General features: G+C 62.6%; 12 protein-coding genes. 1 reads left to right on the top strand and 11 read right to left on the bottom strand.

What is annotated here, in order from left to right; translation table 11 throughout:
- Positions 1-92: 92 nt before the first annotated feature.
- Complete coding sequence (locus tag AC54XV_RS00740) at positions 93-1,022, top strand: 2-hydroxyacid dehydrogenase (RefSeq protein ID WP_003401703.1); 930 nt, start codon at positions 93-95, stop codon at positions 1,020-1,022.
- 838 nt (positions 1,023-1,860) lie between these two features.
- Here the strand turns inward: AC54XV_RS00740 and AC54XV_RS00745 are convergent.
- From AC54XV_RS00745 to AC54XV_RS00795, 11 genes are all read right to left on the bottom strand, one after another.
- On the bottom strand, positions 1,861-3,318 hold the full coding sequence (locus tag AC54XV_RS00745; protein ID WP_011266225.1) for an NAD-dependent succinate-semialdehyde dehydrogenase: 1,458 nt from the start codon (positions 3,316-3,318) through the stop codon (positions 1,861-1,863).
- A gap of 114 nt (positions 3,319-3,432) precedes the next feature.
- Positions 3,433-4,590, bottom strand: a complete 1,158-nt coding sequence (gene argE, locus AC54XV_RS00750; protein WP_046270524.1) for an acetylornithine deacetylase — start codon at positions 4,588-4,590, stop codon at positions 3,433-3,435.
- Positions 4,587-5,756: an NAD(P)/FAD-dependent oxidoreductase gene (locus tag AC54XV_RS00755; protein ID WP_496717618.1), complete on the bottom strand. Its 1,170-nt coding sequence runs from the start codon at positions 5,754-5,756 to the stop codon at positions 4,587-4,589. Before AC54XV_RS00755 ends, argE begins: the two co-directional genes overlap by 4 nt.
- Positions 5,753-7,162, bottom strand: coding sequence for an FAD/NAD(P)-dependent oxidoreductase (locus AC54XV_RS00760; protein WP_496717620.1), 1,410 nt, complete (start codon positions 7,160-7,162; stop codon positions 5,753-5,755). The genes AC54XV_RS00755 and AC54XV_RS00760 overlap by 4 nt, the downstream gene beginning before the upstream one ends.
- Positions 7,141-7,452 carry a (2Fe-2S)-binding protein gene (locus AC54XV_RS00765; RefSeq protein WP_003318115.1) on the bottom strand — a complete coding sequence of 104 codons (312 nt, stop codon included), beginning with the start codon at positions 7,450-7,452 and terminating at the stop codon, positions 7,141-7,143. Before AC54XV_RS00765 ends, AC54XV_RS00760 begins: the two co-directional genes overlap by 22 nt.
- Entirely contained in the window at positions 7,449-9,290 is a 1,842-nt protein-coding gene (locus AC54XV_RS00770) for an ABC transporter ATP-binding protein (RefSeq protein ID WP_496717623.1), read from the bottom strand. The genes AC54XV_RS00765 and AC54XV_RS00770 overlap by 4 nt, the downstream gene beginning before the upstream one ends.
- Before the next feature lies 1 nt (position 9,291).
- Positions 9,292-10,170: an ABC transporter permease gene (locus AC54XV_RS00775; RefSeq protein WP_011266231.1), complete on the bottom strand. Its 879-nt coding sequence runs from the start codon at positions 10,168-10,170 to the stop codon at positions 9,292-9,294.
- Positions 10,167-11,123: an ABC transporter permease gene (locus AC54XV_RS00780; RefSeq protein ID WP_003401718.1), complete on the bottom strand. Its 957-nt coding sequence runs from the start codon at positions 11,121-11,123 to the stop codon at positions 10,167-10,169. The genes AC54XV_RS00775 and AC54XV_RS00780 overlap by 4 nt, the downstream gene beginning before the upstream one ends.
- A gap of 31 nt (positions 11,124-11,154) precedes the next feature.
- Positions 11,155-12,792 (bottom strand): ABC transporter substrate-binding protein, encoded by a 1,638-nt coding sequence (locus AC54XV_RS00785; protein WP_496717626.1) that lies wholly within the window; start codon positions 12,790-12,792, stop codon positions 11,155-11,157.
- Between the two features lie 93 nt (positions 12,793-12,885).
- Entirely contained in the window at positions 12,886-14,160 is a 1,275-nt protein-coding gene (locus AC54XV_RS00790; protein WP_003401721.1) for an NAD(P)/FAD-dependent oxidoreductase, read from the bottom strand.
- 66 nt (positions 14,161-14,226) lie between these two features.
- Complete coding sequence (locus tag AC54XV_RS00795; protein WP_003401723.1) at positions 14,227-14,895, bottom strand: haloacid dehalogenase type II; 669 nt, start codon at positions 14,893-14,895, stop codon at positions 14,227-14,229.
- Positions 14,896-15,002 lie beyond the last annotated feature (107 nt).

The following is a 15,002-nucleotide window of genomic DNA, read 5'->3' on the forward strand; positions in this document are numbered from 1 at the left end:
ACATTGGAGCGGCCAGGAAGCAGGCGTTTCGACAGATCATGCTTTGCATTTGCGGCATGATGGGGTTCCCTTTTCATGCTCAGGAAACGCCCATGCCCGCCCTGCTCTACAAAGCCGATCCCGCACGTGCCGAACGCTGGCGCGTCCTGTTTGCCGAGCACGCGCCGGACATCGAGTGGCGGGTATGGCCGGACATCGGCGACCCGGCCGACATCCACTATCTGGGCGCCTGGCTGGCGCCCGATGATCTGCAGGAACTGCTGCCCAACCTCAAAGTGCTGTTCGCCCTGTCGGCGGGTGTGGACCAGTTGGACCTGAGCCGTATTCCAAAATCGCTGCCGGTGGTGCGTCTGCTGGACCCCGGCATCAGTCACGCGATGTGTGAGTACGCAACCTTTGCCGTGCTGAGCCTGCACCGGGAAATGCTGCGTTATCGGCAGCAGCAAGTTGAAGGCGTCTGGAAAGCCCACCCGCTGATACCGGCGAACCAACGGCGAGTCGGCGTGATGGGGCTGGGCTTGCAGGCGCAGCATATTCTGTCGAGCCTCAAACCGTTCGGTTTCGAGCTGTCGGGCTGGGCGCGCAGCGAGCATCGAATCGACGCTGTGCAGTGCTATGCCGGAGAAGAGCAACTGGACGCATTTCTGGGGCAGTGCGACATTTTGCTGTGTGTGCTGCCGCTGACCGGGCAGACCGAAGGCATCCTCAATCGTCGGCTTTTCGAACAATTGCCCAAGGGCGCCGCGCTGATCAATATGGGCCGTGGCGGGCATCTGGTGGAAGCGGAGCTGATTGAAGCGCTGGACAGCGGTCAACTCAGCGCTGCAGTGCTGGATGTGCTGCAGCAGGAACCGGCAGCAGCCGACCATCCGTTCTGGACACACCCGAAGATCCTGCTGACCCCGCATGTGGCGGCCATGACCCAGCCGGAAAGCGCCTTTCCTGGCCTGCTCGATAACATCCGCCGTTTTGAGCGTGGTGAAGCGATGCAAGGACAGGTGGATCGCGGCCAGGGTTATTAACTGACGATCGCCCCCACGCTCGCACCCCGCGTCATACACAAGTCTGCTTTTGATTCTGGCCGGAGGCCGTAGGAGCGAACCGGGCGACGCTTCGCTTGTTCGCGAAAGCTGCCTCAACTGCCACGCCTGGCAATCGACCTCAACGGCATGGTTGCGCGCTTCGTGCTTTGATCCTCGAAAACGGGCGTTTTATGTCCGGAAGCCAGGTTGTGTGAACGTCAGTCTTCGCGAACAAGTTCGCTCCTACGCCCTTCGGGCAGAAGCCAAGGCGAATACGGTCTGCTTTTGATTCTGGCCGCAGGCCGTAGGAGCGAACCGGGCGACGCTTCGCTTGTTCGCGAAAGCTGCCTCAACTGCCACGCCTGGCAATCGACCTCAACGGCATGGTTGCGCGCTTCGCGCTTTGATCCTCGAAAACGGGCGTTTTATGTCCGGAAGCCAGGTTGTGTGAACGTCAGTCTTCGCGAACAAGTTCGCTCCTACGCCCTTCGGGCAGAAGCCAAGGCGAATACGGTCTGCTTTTGATTCTGGCCGCAGGCCGTAGGAGCGAACCGGGCGACGCTTCGCTTGTTCGCGAAAGCTGCCTCAACTGCCACGCCTGGCAATCGACCTCAACGGCATGGTTGCGCGCTTCGCGCTTTGATCCTCGAAAACGGGCGTTTTATGTCCGGAAGCCAGGTTGTGTGAACGCCAGTCTTCGCGAACAAGTTCGCTCCTACGCCCTTCGGGCAGAAGCCAAGGCGAATACGGTCTGCTTTTGATTCTGGCCGGAGGCCGTAGGAGCGAACCGGGCGACGCTTCGCTTGTTCGCGAAGGGGACTCGCTGTTTTCTCCGCCTCTACAACCCACCCACATGAAACGCCTTCACTTCCAGGTATTCATCCAGTCCGTAGCTGGAGCCTTCGCGGCCTAGGCCGGACTGCTTGACGCCGCCGAAGGGGGCGACTTCCATGGAGATGATGCCGGTGTTGAGGCCGACCATGCCGAACTCCAGCGCTTCGCCGAAACGCCATGAGCGGCGCAGGTCCTGGGTGAAGTAATACGCGCCAAGGCCATAGGGCGTGGCGTTGGCCAGTGCCAGCGCTTCGGCTTCATCTGTGAAGCGCATCAGTGGCGCGACCGGGCCGAAGGTTTCTTCGTTGGCCAGCAGCATGCCTGCGTGGGTATCGCCCAATACCGTGGGCTGGACGAACTGGCTGGTGCCGTCAGGAGAACCGCCGTGCAGCAGTTTCGCTCCCTGGCTCAGCGCATCGTCGATATGCCGGGCGACTTTGCTGACCGCCGCCGGGTTGATCAGCGGGCCGATGGTCACGCCCTCTTCCAGTCCGTTGCCGACCTTGAGCTTGCTCACTTCTTCCACCAGCCGTGCAGCGAAACGGTCGTAAATGCCGTTTTGCACCAGAATCCGGTTGGCGCACACGCAAGTCTGCCCGGCGTTGCGGAATTTGCTGAGCATGATGCCCGTCACCGCCTGTTCCAGGTCCGCGTCGTCAAACACGATGAAGGGCGCGTTGCCACCCAGTTCCAGGCTCAGACGTTTGATGTGTTCGGCGCTCTGGCGCATCAGCAGACGGCCGACCGGTGTCGAACCGGTGAAGGAAATCTTGCGCACCACCGGATTGCCGGTCAGCTCTTCACCGATGCCGGTGGGCATGCCGGTGATGACGTTGAACACCCCGGCAGGAATACCCACGCGCTCGGCCAGCAACGCCAGCGCCAGGGCTGACAAGGGCGTGAGGTCCGATGGTTTGACGATGATCGGGCACCCGGCAGCCAGGGCCGGCGCACACTTGCGGGTGATCATGGCGTTGGGGAAGTTCCACGGTGTGATCGCGGCACAGACGCCCACTGGTTGCTTGAGGGTCATCAAACGACGGTCTGCACTGGGCGCGGGAATGGTTTCACCGTATGAGCGGCGTGCCTCCTCGGCGAACCATTTGACGAAGCTGGCACCGTAGCGGATCTCGCCGCGCGACTCATTCAGCGGCTTGCCCTGCTCAAAGGTCATGATCAGCGCCAGGTCTTCGACGTTGTCGAGCATCGCCTGATGCCAGCGCTCCAGCAGCGCCGCGCGTTCGGCCGCGGGACGTGCACGCCACGCGGGCCAGGCGCGATCAGCCGCCTCGATGGCACGCCGGGTTTCGACGCCCTGCAGGGCCGGCACCTGCGCCAGCGCCTCGCCGGTGGCCGGGTTGCTGATGGTCAGGGTGGCACCATCGTCAGCGCTGATCCATTGCCCGTCGACGTAGGCGCGGTCTACCAGCAGGCTGGGGTCTTTCAACTGATTCTTGAGCATGGTCGAGTCCTGTTCCGGGATGATTGCCAGTCTAGGCAGACGCCACAGTCCAGGATGCTGAAAGCGCGATAACGGCAGCGTCCGATGCTGAAATTTGCCTGCGGACGGCAGCCTCTACTGCTTCAGCGAGCCCAGCAGGCTCTGCAAAAAGCGCTCGCCTGCGTCCATCTGGCTCTCGTCGATAAACTCGTCCGGCTTGTGTGCCTGCTCGATGGAACCCGGACCGCAAACCACGACCGGCACGTTGAGGCGCCCGGCGAACAGGCCGCCCTCGGTGCCATACGAGACCTTGATGTGCTGTGTGCCCGGCTCGGCAAACGCGTGCAGCAGGCGCACCGCCTCAACGCTTGGATGGGTCTCCAGCGCCGGGTATTCGTTCATGACCTCGATCTCGATGTCTGCCACACCCGACAGCTGTCGCGCTTCACGTACCAGCACCTCGGCACGCTCGCGCAACTGCTCCAGCAACGCATCGGGGTTGTCGCCCGGCAGGTTGCGGTATTCGAATTCCAGGGTGCACAGGTTGGGCACGATGTTCAGCGCCTTGCCGCCATCGATACGGCCGATGTGTACGGTGCTGTAAGGGATGTCGTAACCCTCGTCACGCGCGCCTTGCTGTTCGATCTGCTTCTGGCTCTTGCGCAGTTCGGCGATGAAGTCGCTGGCCAGGTGAATCGCGTTGACCGCTCTTGGGGCCAGCGAGGAATGCGCCTCCTGACCTCGACAGAAGGTGCGATAGGACGCCTTGCCCTTGTGACCGACGGCGAACTGCATCAGGGTCGGCTCGCCAACCACGCACAGGAACGGACGTACCGGTGCCAGATGCAGGACATCGAGCAGCCGCCGCACGCCGACGCAGCCGATCTCTTCGTCGTGGGACAGCGCCAGTTGCAGCGGTCGCATCAGGGGCATGTCCGCAGCATCGAGCATCGCGTCGATAGCCAGGGCGATAAAGCCCTTCATGTCGCAGGTGCCACGGCCGTAGATGCGCCCGTCACGCAGGGTTGCCTGAAACGGTGGCATGGTCCACGCCTGACCGGCCGCAGGAACCACGTCGGTGTGGCCGGACAGCAGCACGCCCGGCACTTCACGCGGGCCGGTGCTGGCGAACAGGTTGGCCTTCTTGCCGGTCTCGTCCTTGACGATCAGCGACTCGATGCCTTTGCTGGCCAGCAGTTCGCGGACGTATTCGATCAGCGCCATGTTCGGCTCCGACGACACGGTGTCGAAGGCGATCAGACGCTTGAGGATTTCCAGTGCGCGGGGGCTCATGAGGCTTTACTCGTCTGTTCGGTGAGGTTGTCCACAAGGCTGACGTCAAAACGGCGGATGTCGAACGGGCTGATCGAGGTGCTGGTGGTGCCGGTGCTGATCAGTTCGGCCATCACGTCGCCCACGCCCGGGCCGAGCTGGAAGCCGTGACCGCAGAAGCCGAACGCATAGAACAGGCCGTCGACCTTGCCGCTGCGGCCCATCACCGGCAGCGAGTCCGGCGTGTAGCCTTCGATGCCGCTCCACACGCGGATGATGTTCAGGTTGCCGACGCCGGGCAACAGGCGACGCATCTGCTGCACCTGGTTGATGATGCTGCGCGGTTCGACGTAGGCGCGGCGGTTGATCATGTCCGGCTTGCTGCGAAAACCACCGCCGATGACGATGTTGCCGCGGGCGATCTGCCGGAAGTAGATCACTTCGTGAGGGATTTTGGTGAACACGCCGATGACTGTCGGCAGTGCATACGGCACCGGCTCGGTGACGGCCATCTGCGGACCATGGGTGTCCAGCGGCACGGATTCGCCAAACTGCGTGGAGAGTTTCTGTCCCCAGGCGCCAGCGGTAATCAGCAACTGATCGGCGCTGAAAATGCGCCCGTCAGTGGTGGTGACTTCGAATTCGTTACCGACCTTTTCAACATGAGCCACTTCGGTACGCTCTTCGATCCGCGCCCCGGCCCGAATCGCTGCGCGGGCAAAGGCAGGTGCTGCCAGGCGCGGGTTGGCGTGGCCATCGTGTGGCGCGTAAGAGCCGCCCTTCACGTCCGGCCCGAGAAACGGAAAGCGCTCGTGCAGCGCTTTCCCGCTATAGATTTTCAGGTCCAGCTCACGGGCTTCCGGGGCCGCTGCATAGGCTTCCAGTTCGGCGATTTCGTCCTCGCGATAGCAGACGCGCATGTGGCCGCTGGGCAGGAACTCCAGGTCTTCACCGATCAGCTCCGGCAGCCGCTGCCAAAGGGCTCTGGAGCGGTTGGCGAGTTCCAGCTGACCGAGATGCCGACCCTGACGGCGCACGTTGCCGAAGTTCACGCCGCTGGCGTACTGGCCGATCACGTCGCGCTCCAGCAGCGTCACTGACTTGCCGCGCTGGCGCAGAAAGAACACTGATGCCGAGCCCATGAAGCCGCCGCCGACAATCAGTACGTCCACTTTTGGCTGCTTCATGATGCCACCTCGTCGATCAGCATCGACAACGGTTTGACCGGTGCCTGACCGCGCTGACGACCAACCTGTTCGACCGGCACACCGGCTTCGGCAGCGATCACCTCGGCCCCGGCCTGCGAGCAGTAACGGCCCTGGCAGCGGCCCATGCCGACGCGACTGAAGGCCTTGGCGCGGTTGACTTCGCAGGCGCCCTTTTCTCGTACGACGCCGCGCAGTTCACCGGCGCTGATCATCTCGCAGCGGCAGACAATGGCGTCATCGGGCAAGACCGCCGCCTGGGCCGCAGGCCACGGAAACGCCTCGGCCAGCCCGACCCGAAAGCGATCCATCGCCACCAGGCTCTTGCGCACCTCTGCCTGGCGCGAGTTATCCACAGGTCGGCCGAGGTCTTCCAGCAGCGCCATCGCCACCAGTCGCCCGGCCTGTTCCGCGGCATCGGCGCCACGAATCTTCGCGCCGTCACCTGCGGCGTAAAAACCTTTGACCGAGGTACGTCCTTCTTCATCGACTGCCAGCACCCATTGCCCGGACGCTTCGTCGAAGCGTAACTGGCAGCCGGCCAGATCAGCCAGCTGGGTTTCCGGACGCAGGTGGTAACCCAGCGCCAAGGCATCGCAATCGACGTTCAGCGCGTTGCCATTGGCCAGCTTCACACGCACGCCGGTCACGCCGTCCTGTTCGCTGCCGATGATTTCCTCGGGCTGCACGCCCAGGTGCACCGGCACCCCGGCGCTGTACAGTTGGCCCAGCAGTTTCATGCCGTTGAACAGCAGACCGGGGCGCGCCAGCAATTTGGGCATCCCGCTGACGCGTTTGCCGAACGGTGAGGTATCGAGCACTGCAGCGACATCGGCGCCGGCTTTGACGTACTGGCTGGCGACCAGGTACAGCAGCGGACCGCTGCCCATGAACACCACGCGACTGCCAATCGAGACCGATTGCGACTTGAGCGCAATCTGCGAGCCGCCCAGGCTGTAGGTGCCTGCCAGCTGCCAGCCCTTGATCGGCATCAGGCGGTCGGTGGCCCCGGCACACAGGATCAGTGCGTCGTATTCGACGACGGTGTGCACGCCTTGACTGGCACAGCACAGCTCGCCGTGGGTCAGGTTCCAGGCCAGGGTGTCGGGGCGGTAATCGATCTGCGTGCGCAGGCGATCGAAGCTTTCATGCAGGTCACGCGCTTTGGCCGCTTCAGTGCCATACAGCGCCGAATAATCGCGTTTGAAGCCTTCTGGCTGACGGCGATAGATCTGCCCGCCGTCACGCCGGTTTTCGTCGATCAGGATCGGTTTGATGCCCGCAGCCAGCAAGGTTTCGGCGCAGCGGGTGCCTGCCGGGCCGGCGCCGATGATGACCACTCTGGGGCTGCCAGGGTTGCGAACGTCTAACCGTGAAGAAGTGGCCATTTCGCCTCCGGTTGGGTGGTGACGATGTCGAGTCCGTCGCGGACTTCGTTGGAGCAGGCACGCAGCCGCTCGCCACTGCGGGTCCAGACCCAGCAATCCTGACAGGCGCCCATCAGGCAGAAACCTGCACGGCGTCCCGGGTCGAACTCGGACTGGCGTAATGTCGCCTTGCGGGTCAGCAACGCCACCATCAGCGTATCGCCCTGTAATGCCTCGATAGGCGCGCCATCGACCATCAGGCTCACGACCGGGCGATCACGCTCGCCCAGCCTCACAAAACGGCCATTCATGCGTAAGCTCCGACGATTTCAGGATTCAGATTTTCTTGCACGGCCTGCAGCTCGTCGCTGTCGCGGTGGCAAAGGATTTCGCTGCCACCTGCGATCACGCGGCGGCCCGGCGCGGTCTTGTTGCACAGGCCTTCGATTCGGGCCGGGCAGCGATTGAGGAAGGTGCACAGCTCCGGATTGTTGGCCGGTGCGCTGATGGGCGGCAGGTTGCCGCTGGTTACACCGCAGGTTTCCAGCCAGCCCTGACGCAGTTCCGGCACCGAATGCACCAGTAGATCGGTGTAGGGGTGGAACGGCATTCGGCTGAAGGCTTCGCGGCTGCCCTCTTCGACCTTGTGGCCGCTGTACATCACCACGATGTCGTCGCACAGCGCGCGAACGGTGGAGATGTCGTGGCTGATGAACAGGTAGGAAACCCCCAGCTTGCGGCGCAGTTCGCCGAGCAGTTCAAGGATGCAGGCACCCACCACGGTATCCAGTGCCGAGGTCACTTCATCACAGAGAATCAGGTCCGGCTTGGCCGCCAGCGCGCGAGCCAGGTTGACGCGTTGTTTCTGCCCGCCCGAGAGTTCGTTGGGACGCCGCTCGGCCAGCTCGCGGGGCAGGCGCACCAGGTCCATCAGTTCATCGATGCGCTCGCGCAGGGCCCTGCCCTTCAGGCCGAAATACATCTTCAGCGGGCGCGCCAGAATTGCGCTGATACTGTGCATCGGGTTGAGTGCGGTGTCGGCGTTCTGGAACACCATCTGGATGCGCCGGAACTGTTCTTCGGTACGACCCGCCAGGGTGCCGGACAAGTCGGCACCGTCGAAGGTCAGGCTGCCATGCGCCGGGTCCAGCAGACCGGCGACCACACGGGCCAGCGTTGATTTGCCCGAACCCGACTCGCCGATCACGCCAATGGCCTGACCGCGGCGGATGGTCAGGTCGATGTCTTCCAGCACGCGAATCATCGGCATGCCCTGCAGGTTCTTTTTGCCGTAACCAGCCGTCAGGCCCTTGATGGTCAGCAGCGTGCTGTCCTTGACCACCTCGCTGGCCGGGCTCAGCACTTTATCCGGACGCGCCGCCGCCAGCAGGCTGCGGCTGTAGGCGTCCACTGGCCCCTTGAGCAGCGCGGCGGTGCTGCTTTGTTCGATGATCCGCCCGCCGTTGAGTACCACGATCTGATCGGCCATCTGCGCCACCACCGCAAGGTCGTGGGAGACATAGACCGCGGTTGCACCCCGGTCGCGCACCACCCGCTTGAACGCGCGCAGCACGTCGATCTGCGTGGTGACGTCCAGTGCGGTGGTCGGCTCGTCGAGGATCACCAGCAACGGATCACTGATCAGCGCCATGGCCGCCATGACACGCTGCAACTGGCCGCCCGAGACCTGATGCGGGTAACGCCGGCCGATGCTTTCCGGATTGGGCAGGGCCAGGTCGCGGAACAGCTCGACGGCCTTGGCTTCCAGTTCCGCACGGCTGCCGAGACCATGAATCAGCGCGCCCTCGATCACCTGATCGATCAGCTTTTTCGCCGGGTTGAAGGCCGCTGCGGCGCTTTGCGCAATGTAGGACACGCGGTTGCCACGCAGGCCCTGCAATTGGCTTTCGGGCAGGCTGAGCATGTCGTGCTCGCCCACTTGAACCACCCCTCCGGCCAGCTTGCAACCGCGTCGGGCGTAACCGAGCAGGGCCAGCGCGATGGTGGTCTTGCCGGAGCCCGACTCGCCGATCAGTGCCAGCACTTCACCTTTTTCCAGCGCAAAGCTGACGCCTTTGACGATCTCCAGCTCGCCGTGGTCGCCATCGGCAACCACGCGCAGGTCTTGCACACGAATCAACTGGCTCATCTCAATGCCCTCCCGAACGACGACCGCGTCGCGAGGCCAGCCGGTCGATGAGCAGGTTGACGCCGATGGTCAGGGTGCCGATGGCCAGGGCCGGGATCACGATGGCCGGCGCGCCCTGGCTGAGCCCGCCGATGTTCTCGCGGACCAGCGAGCCAAGGTCGGCGTCAGGCGGTTGTACACCGAGCCCCAGAAAGCTCATGCCGCTGAGCAGCAGGACGATGAAGCCGAAACGCAGGCCCAGGTCGGTCATGACCGGGTTGAGCATGTTTGGCAGGATTTCCCGGCAGGCAATGTAGATACGGCCCTCGCCGCGTGTGCGTGCAACCTGCACGTACTCCAGCGCCTCGATGTTCACCGCCAGACTGCGCGCGATGCGAAACGCGCCTGGGGTGTAGCTGAGCACCGCCGTGCAGATCAGCAGCACCTCGGACGAGCCGAACGCCGAGACCATGATCAGCGCCAGCATTTTGCTGGGGATCGAGATGAACGCGTCCATCAGGCGGCTGATGATTTCGTCCAGCCATTTTGGCGCGACCACCGACAGCAGCGCGCACAGGGTGCCGATGCCGCTGGCCAGCACGGCAGAAATCAATGCCAGGCCGACGGTGAAGCGCGCGCCGACCAGCACGCGGCTGAGCATGTCGCGGCCCAGGTAGTCCGTACCGAACGGATAGGCTGCGCTCATGTTTTCGAACATGTTGTCGGAGACCACTTCGCCCACCGGATGCGGTGCCAGCCAGGGGCCGAACAGGGCGACCATCAGCCAGATGAAGCACACCGTAGCGCCCAGCAGGCCAAGCCATGAGGTCGGGAGGGACGCTTTTTTGCGAAGCACCGGTTGCGGCGCTGCGGGCGTCGATTTCGCAATGAATTGAGTCATTGGGTTCTCAGCCTCGGATTGGAAAGAATTGCACACAGGTCGGCCATCAGCACCAACCCAAGGTAAGCGGAGCAGAACAGCATCGTGCAGCCCTGCACCAGGGCCATGTCACGGTTGGTCACGGCATCGACCATCAGGCTGGCGATGCCGGGATAGTTGAAGATGGTCTCGACGATGACGACGCCGCCGAGCAGGTACGACAGGCTCAGTGCCACGGCGTTGACGATCGGCCCGATGGCGTTCGGCAAGGCATGGCGCAATACGATACGCACCGGGCTGACGCCCTTGAGGCGCGCCATTTCCACATACGGGCTGTCCAGCTGGTCGATGACCGCAGCGCGGGTCATGCGCGCCATCTGCGCCACGATCACGCAGCACAGGGTCATCACTGGCAACGCGTAAGTACGCATGAACTGCCACGGCGAGCTGACATCGGCGCCATAGGACAGCGCCGACAACCAACCCAGATTGACGGCGAAAATCAGCACCGCCAGCGTCGCCACCAGAAACTCGGGCACGGCGACCAGTGACAGGGTGATGAAATTCAGCGCGCTATCCAGGCGACTGCCGCGGTACATCGCTGCGCCAATCCCCAGTGCCAGCGCGACCGGCACCGATACCAGCGCGGTGGTGGCCGACAGCATCAGGGTTTTCGGGAAACGTCCGGCAATCAGCTCCGAGACCGGCATCGCGTTTGAGACCGATTCGCCGAGGTTGCCGCCGAGCAGGTTGGTCAACCAATGCAGATAACGCACCACACCTGGCTGATCGAGGCCCAGTTGGGTACGCAGTGCCGCGACCTGTTCAGGCGTCGCGAATTGCCCAAGGGCCTGTTGTGCGGCGTCTCCAGGCAACACCGCCGTTATGGCGAAGACCACGATGGAAACGATCAACAACGTCACGATCGCTGCGCCGAAGCGCTGCACGATCAACCAGAGTGTGTTGCTATTCATCTGCGTCCTCCTGCTCGGTTCAGCGTTTCATTTACGCGTCCAGCCACACCTGCTCGCTGAACATGTAACCCATGAAGCCGCCCAGCGGGTTGCTGGAATAGCCCTGGATACGCTTGTCCACACCGTCGATGTTGCTGATGAACACAGGGATGCCGATGCCGCAGTTCTGGCTGACCAGAGCCTGCATGTCGCCATACATTTTGCCGCGCTTGGCATCGTCGGTTTCGCCACGGGCCAGCAACAGCAGTTGGTCGAACTGGTCGTTTTTCCAGCCGGATTCATTCCACGGCGCTGTGGACTGGAAGAACTGCGAGAAGATCACGTCGGCGTTCGGGCGCGGGTTGATGTTGCCGAAGCTCAGCGGGTGCTTCATCCAGTGGTTGGACCAGTAGCCGTCGCTTGGCAGACGGTTGACGTTGAGGGTCAGACCGGCCTGTTTGGCGGACTGTTGCAGCAGCACGGCGATGTCCACCGAGCCGGTGGCAGCAGGCGATGCCGCCACGGCCATGGTGATCTTTTCCATGCCGGCTTTTTTGAGCAGGAATTTGGCTTTTTCCGGGTCGTAGGCGCGCTGTGGCAGGTCCGCGTTGAAGTAGCGCGAGCCTGGCGAGATTGGATGGTCGTTACCGACGCGGGCGTAGCCACGGAACACCGCCGATTTGACCTGTTCACGGTCCAGCAGGTACTTCATGGCCTCGGTGAATTCCGGGCTCTTGCCGGGCATCTGGTCCTGACGAATGATCAGGTCGGTGTAGTTGCCGGACGGTGCATCGACCACGCGGTGTTTGGCGCTGGCGGCAATACGCGTGGTGGAGCGCGGGTTGACCTCGTTGATCATGTGTACGTCGCCGGAGAGCAGCGCGTTGACCCGCGAGGGTTCGTCGGCGATGGCGATGAATTCGATTTCGTCCAGGTACGGCAGGCCCGGTTTCCAGTAGTTGGGGTTGCGCGCACTGACCGAGCGCACGCCAGGGTTGAATTCCTTGACGGTGAACGGCCCGGTACCGATGCCTTTGCTGAAATCGGTGGTGCCTTCGGGCACGATCAGCAGGTGCGAAACCGCGAGGATCGACGGCAGCTCGGCGTTTGGCGAGCTGAGGGTGATCTGCACTTCCAGCGGGCCGGTGGCTTTGATCTCGGAAAACTGCGCCATCAATGGCAGGACTTTCGAGCCGGTGGCCGGGTCCTTGTGGCGCGACAGGGAGAACACCACGTCGCCAGCGGTCAGCGCCTTGCCGTTGTGGAAGGTCACGCCCTGGCGCAGGGTCACTGTCCAAACCGTGGCGTTGTCGCTTTCGATCTTCTCGGCCAGCTCCATGTGCGGCACCAGATGGCTGTCGAAACGGGTCAGGCCGTTGTAGAACATGAAGTGACGCACGTAATCGGTAGACAGCGCGCCCTTGGCCGGATCCAGCGTATCGGCGGTAGAATTGGACATGCCGGCGACCCGGATACGGCCGCCCGGCTTGCCTTTGACAGGGGCATCCGCGTCATCGGCAAACACCTTACCGGCCGCGCCGAACAGGCTGGTGGAGCCGGCCGCGACCACACCTGCAACGCCCAGCATGCGTAGCGCATCGCGACGTGACAGACCGCGATTGAGTCCTTCGAAAACCCGCAGGCTGTCTTCACCTGTGATCAACGTGGAGTCGTTTTTTTTGTCAGTCATATCAGTTCTACCTGTCGAAAAGGGGAAATTCCGAATTGCTCACGGTTGGCCGGAGCGTCCTTCAAGCACACACGACGACGGTCAGACAAACACTCAGTGGCGGCTGTCCTGATAGCGGTAATACGCGCCTACCAGCGGCAGAAACCATGGCTTGCCGAAATGGCCGGGAATGGCTGGCCAGCTCAGGTCCTTCCAGGGATTGGCCTGTGCCTTGCCTTCCATGACTTCGGCCATCATCCGCCCCATGTGCACCGACATCTGTACACCGTGGCCGCTGTAACCCATCGAGTAGAAGACCCCGTTGTGTTCGCCTGCACGTGGCAGACGGTCGGAGGTCATGTCCACCAGCCCGCCCCAGCAGTAGTCGACCTTGACGTGTGCCAGTTGCGGAAACATCTGCACCATGGCCGCCTGCAACACCTTGCCGCTCTTGGCGTCGGAGCTGCTGTTGGACATGGCGAAGCGCGCGCGCCCGCCGAACAGCAGGCGGTTGTCCGGCGTGAGGCGGAAATAGTTGCCGATCAAACGGCTGGTCACGTAAGCGCGCTGGTGGGGGAACAGTTGGTCGATCAGCGCCTGCGGCAACACTTCAGTGACGATGACGAAGCTGCCGACCGGCACGATGCGCCGGCGATACCAGCCCAGCCCGCCATGCTGGCAGGCACCGGTCGCCAACAGCAGCTGTCCGGCCTGGATCGAGCCTTTCGAGGTGTTGACCACAAAGCCGCCACGGTTGGCTTTCCAGTCCTTTACCGTCGCGTTCTGATACACCCTTGCGCCATGACGCACTGCTGCGTCGGCGAGACCCACACCGAAGCGTCCGACATGCATCTGTATGCCGTTGCGCTGCAGCAGGCCACCGTGAAACTCGTTCGAATCGATTTCAGCGCGCAGGTCCTGAGCGGACAGCAGCTCGACGTCAGCATCGACTTCACGGCGGATCAGCTCGCAGGTGCGCGCCAGTCCTTCGTAATGTCCTGGCTTGGCCGCCAGCTTGAGCTTGCCGTTACGCTTGACGTCGCAGGCGATGTGTTCCTCGTCGATCACGCTCACGACGCTTTGCACCGCACTTTCGTAAGCCTTGTAATACTCGCGTGCCTGATCGGCACCCAGGGTTGCGCTCAACGACGCATAGTCCTGGGCCACGCCGGTATTGCACTGTCCGCCATTGCGGCCCGACGCTTCGCCGATCACCCGGCCCGCTTCCAGAACCACCACGCTGGCACCTTTCAAGGCCAATGCACGCGCCGCCGCAAGGCCGGTGAAACCGCCACCGACCACTACCACGTCAGCCTGCCCCTCCACTGCGCCGTCCTGTGCGCCGGTAAAGCCTGGAGCCGTATCGAGCCAGTAAGACTCACTGCGCATCTCGTTCCCCTTGTCACTCATCGAAGAGCACCTTGAAAAATGCCGGTGTCACGCGGGTTGCCTGGTTTACAGGCCGACCAGCCCGGCCAGTCCGCCGATATCGGGAATCTGGTGGTATTCGAAGCTGCTGTTGGCTGGCTGCTCATGGCCACGCGCCACGAATGCCTTGTTCCTGATCTTCATGTCATGCGCCGAGAACAGGTCGTAACGGAAGCTTGAAGACACATGCAAGATGTCTTCCGGGCCGCAACCCAGGTTGTCGAGCATGAATTCGAAAGCAGCCAGACGCGGTTTGTAGGCTTGGGCCTGTTCAGCGGTGAACACCTTGTGGAATGGCGCGCCGAGCTTTTCGACGTTGGACATGATCTGACTGTCGCTGGCGTTGGAGAAAATCACCAGCGGGATCTTGTCGGCGATTTTCGACAGGCCGGCGGGCACATCGGCGTGTGGGCCCCAGGTCGGCACGGCGTCGTAATACAGTTGGCCTTCTTCGCGGTATTCAACGTTCCAGCGCTTGCAGGTGCGCGCCAGTGCAACCTTGAGGATTTCGTCGTATGGCATCCAGTCACCCATGACCTGATCCAGACGATACGCCGAAAAATCCTTGACGAACTGATCCATCTGTTCAGCCGCAACGCGGTCGGCAAACAGCTCGCGCGTCATGGTGCCCATGTGGAAATTGGTCAACGTGCCGTAGCAGTCGAACGTAATGAATTTTGGTCGAAGAAAGCTCATTGTGTGCGGTCCTGAAAGTTCGTTGAGGTCATGGCATGACGAGCAGTCCGGCCTGATGTTCAGGGGCGGTGATGCACGCTGCAGCACAACCTCATTACAACACCGTG

The organism is Pseudomonas fragariae (ex Marin et al. 2024), from assembly GCF_059621105.1.

Excerpts from the sequence above, each read along its gene's own strand:
- AC54XV_RS00745 (WP_011266225.1), bottom strand. The coding sequence starts at position 3,318 with ATGCTCAAGAATCAGTTGAAAGACCCCAGCCTGCTGGTAGACCGCGCC.
- AC54XV_RS00790 (WP_003401721.1), bottom strand. The coding sequence starts at position 14,160 with ATGCGCAGTGAGTCTTACTGGCTCGATACGGCTCCAGGCTTTACCGGC.
- AC54XV_RS00755 (WP_496717618.1), bottom strand. The coding sequence starts at position 5,756 with ATGAAGCAGCCAAAAGTGGACGTACTGATTGTCGGCGGCGGCTTCATG.
- AC54XV_RS00780 (WP_003401718.1), bottom strand. The coding sequence starts at position 11,123 with ATGAATAGCAACACACTCTGGTTGATCGTGCAGCGCTTCGGCGCAGCG.
- AC54XV_RS00785 (WP_496717626.1), bottom strand. The coding sequence starts at position 12,792 with ATGACTGACAAAAAAAACGACTCCACGTTGATCACAGGTGAAGACAGC.
- argE (WP_046270524.1), bottom strand. The coding sequence starts at position 4,590 with ATGAGCCCCCGCGCACTGGAAATCCTCAAGCGTCTGATCGCCTTCGAC.
- AC54XV_RS00770 (WP_496717623.1), bottom strand. The coding sequence starts at position 9,290 with ATGAGCCAGTTGATTCGTGTGCAAGACCTGCGCGTGGTTGCCGATGGC.
- AC54XV_RS00775 (WP_011266231.1), bottom strand. The coding sequence starts at position 10,170 with ATGACTCAATTCATTGCGAAATCGACGCCCGCAGCGCCGCAACCGGTG.
- AC54XV_RS00760 (WP_496717620.1), bottom strand. The coding sequence starts at position 7,162 with ATGGCCACTTCTTCACGGTTAGACGTTCGCAACCCTGGCAGCCCCAGA.
- AC54XV_RS00740 (WP_003401703.1), top strand. The coding sequence starts at position 93 with ATGCCCGCCCTGCTCTACAAAGCCGATCCCGCACGTGCCGAACGCTGG.
- AC54XV_RS00765 (WP_003318115.1), bottom strand. The coding sequence starts at position 7,452 with ATGAATGGCCGTTTTGTGAGGCTGGGCGAGCGTGATCGCCCGGTCGTG.
- AC54XV_RS00795 (WP_003401723.1), bottom strand. The coding sequence starts at position 14,895 with ATGAGCTTTCTTCGACCAAAATTCATTACGTTCGACTGCTACGGCACG.